This is a genomic window from Nonomuraea cypriaca (assembly GCF_015645445.1).
GTDB lineage: Bacteria > Actinomycetota > Actinomycetes > Streptosporangiales > Streptosporangiaceae > Nonomuraea > Nonomuraea cypriaca.
This window is the reverse complement of sequence record NZ_JADOGI010000358.1, coordinates 1-7,873: the sequence shown is the minus strand read 5'-3', so window position 1 is coordinate 7,873 and position 7,873 is coordinate 1. Positions and strand designations below refer to the sequence as shown.

The 7,873-nt window shown below is 68.2% G+C and carries 9 protein-coding genes and 2 pseudogenes; 9 read left to right on the top strand and 2 right to left on the bottom strand.

Features of this window, described 5'->3' with window-relative positions:
- Window positions 1-405: pseudogene (locus tag ITP53_RS52290) on the bottom strand (radical SAM protein); the annotation flags it as partial.
- A gap of 136 nt (window positions 406-541) precedes the next feature.
- Between ITP53_RS52290 and ITP53_RS52285 the strand changes: the two are divergent.
- Genes ITP53_RS52285 through ITP53_RS52265 form a run of 5 tightly spaced genes read left to right on the top strand, consistent with a single transcriptional unit; the run spans window position 542 to window position 2,805 of the window.
- A complete protein-coding gene (locus ITP53_RS52285) occupies window positions 542-865 on the top strand; it encodes a DMT family transporter (RefSeq protein ID WP_195902948.1) in 324 nt (107 codons plus the stop codon).
- On the top strand, window positions 862-1,512 hold the full coding sequence (locus ITP53_RS52280; RefSeq protein WP_195902947.1) for a TetR/AcrR family transcriptional regulator: 651 nt from the start codon (window positions 862-864) through the stop codon (window positions 1,510-1,512). The genes ITP53_RS52285 and ITP53_RS52280 overlap by 4 nt, the downstream gene beginning before the upstream one ends.
- Before the next feature lie 20 nt (window positions 1,513-1,532).
- A complete protein-coding gene (locus ITP53_RS52275; protein WP_195902946.1) occupies window positions 1,533-2,087 on the top strand; it encodes a GNAT family N-acetyltransferase in 555 nt (184 codons plus the stop codon).
- Window positions 2,075-2,377 carry a DUF952 domain-containing protein gene (locus ITP53_RS52270; protein WP_236052154.1) on the top strand — a complete coding sequence of 101 codons (303 nt, stop codon included), beginning with the start codon at window positions 2,075-2,077 and terminating at the stop codon, window positions 2,375-2,377. The genes ITP53_RS52275 and ITP53_RS52270 overlap by 13 nt, the downstream gene beginning before the upstream one ends.
- A gap of 53 nt (window positions 2,378-2,430) precedes the next feature.
- Window positions 2,431-2,805 (top strand): nuclear transport factor 2 family protein, encoded by a 375-nt coding sequence (locus ITP53_RS52265; protein ID WP_195902945.1) that lies wholly within the window; start codon window positions 2,431-2,433, stop codon window positions 2,803-2,805.
- 25 nt (window positions 2,806-2,830) lie between these two features.
- Here the strand turns inward: ITP53_RS52265 and ITP53_RS52260 are convergent, their stop codons facing one another.
- Complete coding sequence (locus ITP53_RS52260) at window positions 2,831-3,082, bottom strand: hypothetical protein (RefSeq protein WP_195902944.1); 252 nt, start codon at window positions 3,080-3,082, stop codon at window positions 2,831-2,833.
- A gap of 482 nt (window positions 3,083-3,564) precedes the next feature.
- On the opposite strand from ITP53_RS52260, the gene ITP53_RS52255 reads away from it, so the two are divergent.
- From ITP53_RS52255 to ITP53_RS52240, 4 genes and pseudogenes are all read left to right on the top strand, one after another.
- Window positions 3,565-3,819 (top strand): hypothetical protein, encoded by a 255-nt coding sequence (locus ITP53_RS52255; RefSeq protein WP_195902943.1) that lies wholly within the window; start codon window positions 3,565-3,567, stop codon window positions 3,817-3,819.
- A gap of 457 nt (window positions 3,820-4,276) precedes the next feature.
- Window positions 4,277-5,980, top strand: a complete 1,704-nt coding sequence (locus ITP53_RS52250) for an enoyl-CoA hydratase-related protein (RefSeq protein ID WP_195902942.1) — start codon at window positions 4,277-4,279, stop codon at window positions 5,978-5,980.
- 16 nt (window positions 5,981-5,996) lie between these two features.
- The gene (locus ITP53_RS52245) at window positions 5,997-7,526 is read left to right on the top strand and encodes a helix-turn-helix domain-containing protein (RefSeq protein WP_195902941.1); all 1,530 of its coding nucleotides are present in this window, start codon (window positions 5,997-5,999) and stop codon (window positions 7,524-7,526) included.
- A gap of 112 nt (window positions 7,527-7,638) precedes the next feature.
- A pseudogene (locus tag ITP53_RS52240) lies at window positions 7,639-7,873 on the top strand (tyrosine-type recombinase/integrase); the annotation flags it as partial.

Sequence of the window (7,873 nt, the reverse complement as noted above, 5' to 3'; positions counted from 1 at the left end):
GACCGTGACCGGCACCCCCGCCTCCGCCAGCACCCCGATCACCCCCGGCATCAGCCGGTACGTCTCCTCAGCCGCCTGATAGCAGTCACCGCTGACCCCCACCGCCAGCTCCCCGCCCTCCCAGCGCGGCAACTCCGCCCGCAACCGGGCCACCACATTCGGCTTCACCACGACCTTGGTGTCGAAATCACGCCCCGCGTCCAGCCCCAGCCGCCGATGCCCCGCACGCGCCCCGCATCCCCGGCACGCGTGCGCACAACCCCGGTAAGGCGACACCGCCCACCGCTGCGCGATGCCCGCCGTCCGCGGCACCCGCTCGATCACCGTACGGGCCTGCGTCTCGTAGAAACCACCGCGCACGACCGCGCGCCGCTCGATCAGCGGCCGCTCATCAGCGGCGTCCACCAGCGAAAGCGCGTCCCAACCCACGCCCACCAGTGGAACACGTATTCGACTCCCTTTTCAAGCGATTCCACGACCCCGGGCCCCGACGATAAACTGGCACACCCGTACCACTTTCTTCCCCCGGGGGGGCACCTCCATGGCCTGGATCCTGCTCGCCTTCGCCATCGCCTCAGAAGTCCTCGCCACCTCCGCACTCAAACTCAGCGACGGCTTCACCCACCTCGGCTGGACCCTCGTCGCCGCCGCCGGCTACATCACCTCCTTCACCCTCCTGGCCCGAGCACTCAAACTCCACCTCGACGTCGGCACCGCCTACGCCGTCTGGTCAGGAGCCGGCACCGCCGCCATCGCCATCATCGGCGCCCTGCTCCTCGGAGAGACCCTCACCCCGCTCAAGATCAGCGGCATCCTGCTCATCATCGGCGGCGTCGTCGTACTCAACCTCGCGGGTGGCCATTGAACCCGCACCCGGCGGGGGAGCGGCCTCACTCCCCACCACCCGCCCAGAAACCGGCGCAGAAACCGGCGCAGAAACCGGCACAGAAACCGGCACAGACGCCCAGCCAGGCGCGCGGCCGCCACCGCCGCGCCACCCTCCTCGCCGCCGCCGTCGACCTGCTCACCGAAGGCGGATTCGCAGCCGTCACCCACCGCGCCATAGCCGGCCGCGCCGACCTGCCCCTCGCCGCCACCACCTACTACTTCACCTCACGCGACCAACTCCTCGCCGAAGCCTTCGACCGGCTCGTCGACACCGAACTCGCCACCACCCGCACCTGGATCACCCAGCACGGCCTCACCGGCCTGCCCGGCCAGATCGCCACCGCCGGCCGCGCCCGCCAACTCGGCCTCTGGGAGCTCTACGTCCACGCCGGCCGCCACCCCCACCTGCAGAAGATCGCCCGCCGCTGGACCGACGGCTGCGTCCGCCTCATCGCCGACGCCCTCCACCTGCCGCCGCACGACCCCCGCGCCCGCCTCCTCTACACCACCATCTCCACCCTCTGGCTCGAGCACCTCGTCGAACAACGCCCCCTCGACGAGGCCCAAACCCTGCTCACCCACGCCCTCCACCACGCCCTCCAAAACGCGTTGCCACCCCCATGAGCGCTCCCTACACTGCCCCCGTGCTCAAACCCCGCTACCCGATCACCACCACCCGCCTCCACCTACGCCCCTTCACCCCCGGCGACCTCGACGCCCTGCACGCCTACGAATCCCGCCCCGACGTCGCCCGCCACCTCACCTGGGAACCCCGCGACCGCGACACCAGCAGCACCTACCTCGACAAGAAGATCACCCGCACCGAACTCCACGACGAAGGCGACGCCCTCGACATCGCCATCACCCTGCGCGCCACCGGCACGCTCATCGGCAACTGCGTCCTCATCTGGACCAGCCGCCGGCACCGCCAAGGCGAAATCGGCTACGTCCTGCACCCCGACCACCACGGCCACGGCTACGCCACAGAAGCCGCCCGCGAAATGCTCCGCCTCGGCTTCGACGACCTCCACCTGCACCGCATCACCGGCCGCCTCGACGCCCGCAACACCGCCTCAGCCCGCGTCCTGGAAAAACTCCACATGCGCCGCGAAGCCACCCTCGTCGACAACGAACACCTCAAAGGCGAATGGACCAGCGAAACCATCTACGCCATCCTCGAACACGAATGGACCCCATGATCCACCACCTCGCGCTGCGCACCGACTGGGAAGCCGCCCAGCACACGGGGGAGTACCGCATCTCCACCCTCGGCCGCACCCTCGAACAAGAAGGCTTCATCCACTGCAGCCGCGACCTCACCCAACTCCGCGGCGTCCACACCACCTACTACACCGGCGTCACCGACGACCTGCTCATCCTCGACATCGACCCCACCGGCCTCGACCTGCGCACCGAAAACGGCTATCCCCACCTGTACGGGCCCCTGCCCATCACCGCCGTCACCGCCACACACCCCTACACCGGCTGACCCTTCACGCGAACAGCCGCCGGCGCCACACCACCACCCGCACAATGGTCCCCATGGACCCCCGAACCGCCGCACAACGCTTCGCCGACACCTGGCAACACGGCTGGACCCACCACGACACCGCCGCCATCACCGCCCTCTACCGCGACGACGCCGTCCACACCAGCATGCCGTTCCGCCCCCCGCACGAAGGCAGACAGGCCATCGCCGACTACATCCGATGGTCCTTCACCGGCGAAACCGAACCCCACGTCACCTTCGCCACCCCCATCGTCGACGGCGACCAGGCCGCCATCGAATTCCGGGTCCACGCCCTCGACAACGGCCGCCCCGTCACCCTCGCCGGCTGCGTCTTCGCCCGCTTCGACCCCGACGGACTCGTCGTACACACCCGCGACTACTGGCACACCACCGACGGCCACCAATAACCCACCAGCCGGAAACCGGCGCGGATCAGCGCGCCACCCGCACCGGCGCCGCACCCGGCATCTGCCGCCCCTGCGGCGACTCCTGCCCCGCCTGCTGCGGATGCGACACCTGCTGCCCCATCTGGGGCGCCTGACCCAGCTGCTGCGGCCGCACCACCTGCTGCGTCTGCTCCGCCGACTCGGCACGCCCCTCGGCGCACCCACCTCCGCAATACCCGTTCGTCACGATCAACCGCCCCCGCAGCGCCGTGTACGCCTCCCTACCGGAAGCGGGCACGACCCCCTGACACACCGGGCATAAAACCGACTGGCTCCCCACGTGCTGCTCCTCTCGCGGCGCGAATAGCAGGAGCTCCACCCTAAGACCACACCCACCGCCAAGGACAGCGAATCAACACAAGGTCAAAGCGCCGGTCAAACCCGGGGGACAGGCCCCACACCACCATCCCAGCCCGCGAAACCCCAGCTCACCCGCACAACAGCCAACGCCACAACAGCCGCACCCACCCCGCAAAAACTCTCCGCACCAGCCCCAAGGGACTCCCGCGTCCGCGCGCCCACGCATCCGGCCGCTCGGACACCGCGTCCCGCAGACCGCTTGCATGGACCTGTGACGATCGCGCCCATGGAAGCGCCGTCCCGAACCAAGCAGACCCCCTTCCCAGGGGACCCCTCTCCGTCCAACTTGACATAATGTCCATTATCAGGCAACCAGACCGGCCGCGCATGAACCCCGAAATCCAGGGCAGACGCGAACACATGCCCCCCTTGGAGATCATCACTCCGAGCCTCATCGCGCTCACGGGCGTCATCACCGCCGCCGCCATCTGGCTCATCGTCCTGGCCGCCAGGCTCACCGAACGGCCGCGCAACCGGCCCAACCCGAGCGTCGACCTCGTCGATCAAGCTCGCGAGCTCAAGGCGCTCGGCCAGATCCAGGAAGCCGTCTTCCTCGTACGCGGCGAAACCGGCATGAGCCAGCGCGCCGCGGCCCGCTTCGTCAACCGCCTGTAGGTGCGCCACCCCCACACCCCCAAATCGGTCAGACCATGACTTTTAATCCCATACCAGACAGAATTCAGCTTCTGTCTGGTATGGGATATTTGCCCGTTTATATGCTTGTATGCGCAAGTTTCCGGTTCGGGTCGCGTCGCGGGTGCCTTGATCGGAAATGGCCGCCCCGCTGTGGGCATGCGACCGAAAACAGGCGCGTCGCGGTCTCGGCGAGGACCCTCGGGACGGTACGGCCGGGCATACCGCAGAATGGGATTTTTGGAACAAAGAAGGTCAAAGCGGCGCTGGTCAAGGCGGCTTTTGCGGCGAAGTGTCAGCGGCAGTAGACGATTCATGTCAGCATCAATGGCATGTATGGGCCATATAGGACCGCCTTAAACGCCGGTGACCGGCGTCCGGCTGGCCGGTCCTGTGGTTCCCCCGTCGTCGGCTCCCCCGCTCGGAAAGAAGTCCTGCGTTGCGTATCTTGCTGATCTGCTCCTCGTTCAACGGCCTGACCCAGCGGGCCTGGCTGGCGTTGCGCCGGGCCGGTCATGACGTGGACGTCGAACTGGCCGTGTCGGAGCAGGCGATGGTCGAGGCCGCCGAGTTGGTCAAGCCGGACCTGGTGATCTGCCCGTTCCTGAAGGATCGGGTGCCGGCGCGGGTGTGGCGGGGGCACCGTACGGTGATCGTGCATCCGGGGCCGCCCGGGGATCGCGGGCCGTCGTCGCTGGACTGGGCGATCGCCGATGCCGAGCCGGAGTGGGGCGTGACGGCGCTGCAGGCGGTGGAGGAGATGGACGCGGGCCCGATCTGGGGGTATCGGATGTTCCCGATGCCGGCGGAGCCGCCGCGTAAGTCGGCGTTGTACAACGGGCCGGTGGCGGACGCGGCGGTGGAGTTGGTGGTGGAGGTGGCGGCGAAGGCGGGTGACGCGTCGTTCCGTCCGGTGCCGCTGGATTACCGCTCGCCGGAGGTGCGGGGGCGGTTGCGGCGGGCGATGCGGCACGCGGATCGGGAGTTCTCGTGGGCGGAGCCGACGCAGGACATCGTGCGGCGGGTGCGGGCCGCCGATGGTTCGCCCGGGGGGCGGGCGCGGTTGTGTGATGTGCCGGTGCGGGTGTTCGACGTGTATCGGGGGCCTGATCTGGCGGGGGTGCCTGGTCAGGTGGTGGCGCGGCGTGAGGGTGCGGTGCTGGTGGGCACCGGGGACGGTTCGGTGTGGGTGGGGCATGTGCGGGTGGAGCGTGAGGGTGCGGTGAAGTTGCCCGCGGCGCTGGCGATGGGTGATCTGGTGGCGGGGGTGCCGGAGCGCAGCGGGTACAGCGAGATCACCTACGACCGTAGTGACGGGGTGGGGGTGGTGAGTTTCGACTTCTACAACGGGGCGATGTCGACGGATCAGTGCCGGCGGCTGGCGGCGGCGTTGCGGTATGGGGCGGCGCAGGACACGCGGGTGCTGGTGGTGCGGGGTGGTGAGGTGTTCTCCAATGGGGTGCACTTGAACGTGATCGAGGCGTCGCGTCATCCGGAGTTGGAGGCGTGGATGAACATCAACGCGATCAACGCGGTGTGCCGTGAGGTGCTGGGGTGCGTGTCGCAGTTGGTGGTGACGTCGATCGGGGGTAATGCGGGTGCGGGCGGCGTGATGATGGGGCTGGGCGCCGATCGGGTGATCGTGCGGGATTCTGTGGTGTTGAATCCGCATTATCGGACGATGGGGTTGTTCGGTAGTGAGTTGTGGACGTACGTGTTGCCGCGGCGGGTGGGTCCGGAGCAGGCGCGGCGGTTGACGTGGGAGGCGTTGCCGATCGGTGCGGCGGAGGCGGTGGAGCTGGGGCTGGCGGACAAGGCGTTGGGCGGGTCGCGGCTGGAGTTCGAGGCCAGGGTGCTGGAGTACGCGGAGCGGCTGGCGGCGGATCCTGGCTACGATCGGTTGCTGGCGGGGCGGCGGCAGGTGCGTGAGGTGGATGAGCGGCGTAAGCCGTTGGACGCGTACCGGGCTGAGGAGCTGGCGGAGATGAGCCGGGACATGTTCGACGATCGGAGTGGGTTCCGGGCGGCGCGGCGGGCGTTCGTGGGTAAGGTGCGGGCGCAGGCGACTCCTGAGCATCTGGCGCGTCATCGGGAGTGGTCCGGCGCGTCGGCCCCTGCTGACGCGGGGGCATCTCATATGTGAGATATGGTCTCGTGTTGTGGCAGATGATTACCTTGTGCGTATCGGCCGGTTGATCCGGGACGCGCGTCAGCATCGTGGTTGGACGCAGCTGCAGCTGGCGGATGCTCTGGCGACGAGTCAGAGCGCGGTCAACCGGATCGAGCGCGGCAACCAGAACATCAGTCTTGAGATGATCGCCCGGATCGGTGAGGCGCTCGACAGTGAGATCGTGTCGCTGGGTTATGCGGGGCCGATGCATCTGCGGGTGGTGGGCGGGCGCCGGTTGTCGGGCAGTATCGACGTCAAGACGTCGAAGAACGCGTGTGTGGCGTTGCTGTGCGCGTCGTTGCTGAACTCGGGTCGCACGATCTTGCGTAAGGTGGCGCGGATCGAGGAGGTGTACCGGATTCTGGAGGTGCTCGCTTCGATCGGGGTGCGGGCGCGGTGGATCAACGAGGGCAGCGATCTGGAGATCGTGCCTCCGGCGAGGCTGGAGCTGGAGGCGATGGACACGGAGGCGGCGCGCCGTACCAGGAGTGTGATCATGTTCCTGGGGCCGTTGATGCACCGGACGGGGCGCTTCCAGATTCCGTACGCGGGTGGTTGTGATCTGGGGACGCGTACGGTGCAGCCGCACGTGTCGGCGCTGAAGCATTTCGGGCTGGAGATCACGGCGACGGGCGGGTTCTATCACGCGCGGGTGGATCGGGGGGTGGCGCCGTCGCGGCCGATCGTGCTGACCGAGCGGGGCGACACGGTGACGGAGAACGCCCTGCTGGCGGCGGCGCGGCATGACGGGGTGACGGTGATCCGTAACGCCTCGTCGAACTACATGGTGCAGGATCTGTGCTTCTTCCTGGAGCAGTTGGGTGTGCGGGTGGAGGGGATCGGGACGACGACGCTGACGGTGCACGGGCTGCCGGACATCGAGCGGGACGTCGACTACTCCCCTTCGGAGGATCCGGTGGAGGCGATGAGTCTGCTGGCGGCGGCGGTGGTGACGTCGTCGGAGCTGACGATCTGCCGGGTGCCGGTGGAGTTCCTGGAGATCGAGCTGGCGGTGCTGGAGGAGATGGGGCTGGATCACGATCGGGGGCGGGAGTACGCGGCGGCGAACGGCCGTACGAGGCTGGTGGATCTGACGGTGCGGCCGTCGAAGCTCGTCTCCCCCATCGACAAGATCCATCCGATGCCGTTTCCTGGGCTGAACATCGACAATGTGCCGTTCTTCGCGGCGATCGCGGCGTCGGCGCAGGGTTCGACGCTGATCCATGACTGGGTGTACGACAATCGGGCGATCTATCTGACGGAGCTGACGCGGCTGGGCGCGTCGGTGAAGTTGCTGGATCCGCATCGGGTGCTGGTGGAGGGGCCGACGCGGTGGCGGAGCGCGGAGATGATGTGCCCGCCGGCGTTGCGGCCCGCGGTGGTGGTGCTGCTGGCGATGATGGCCGGGGAGGGCACGTCGGTGTTGCGGAACGTGTACGTGATCAACCGGGGTTATGAGGATCTGGCGGAGCGGTTGAACGCGCTGGGTGCGCGCATCGAGACGTTCCGCGACATCTGAGTTTCTGTCGGTGGTGGCGGCTACCTTTTCCTCTGGCGGATCTTCGTTGCGGGTCTTCGTCATGCCGGTCTCGGTGCCGGCGCGGGGGCCCGGGCAGGGGAAGGGGTGGCCGGTGCGGCCTGCGGAGCTCGAGCGGTTGACGGTGGCGGTGGCGGCGGATCGTTATGTGGAGCTGGTGCGGGCCCGGACGTTGACGGGGGCGTTGTCGGCGTCGACGGCGGAGCTGTACGCGCGGGATGTGGCGACGCTGGTGGAGCTGGCCGGTGCGGGGGCGGTGCTCGATGATCTGACGGGCGCGGATGTGGATGCGATTCTGCTGGCGTTCGCGCGTAAACCGGATGGGCGTT

Coding starts and splice junctions, on each gene's coding strand:
- ITP53_RS52285 (WP_195902948.1), top strand. CDS start 542: ATGGCCTGGATCCTGCTCGCCTTCGCCATCGCCTCAGAAGTCCTCGCC.
- ITP53_RS52270 (WP_236052154.1), top strand. CDS start 2,075: ATGGACCCCATGATCCACCACCTCGCGCTGCGCACCGACTGGGAAGCC.
- ITP53_RS52265 (WP_195902945.1), top strand. CDS start 2,431: ATGGACCCCCGAACCGCCGCACAACGCTTCGCCGACACCTGGCAACAC.
- ITP53_RS52255 (WP_195902943.1), top strand. CDS start 3,565: ATGCCCCCCTTGGAGATCATCACTCCGAGCCTCATCGCGCTCACGGGC.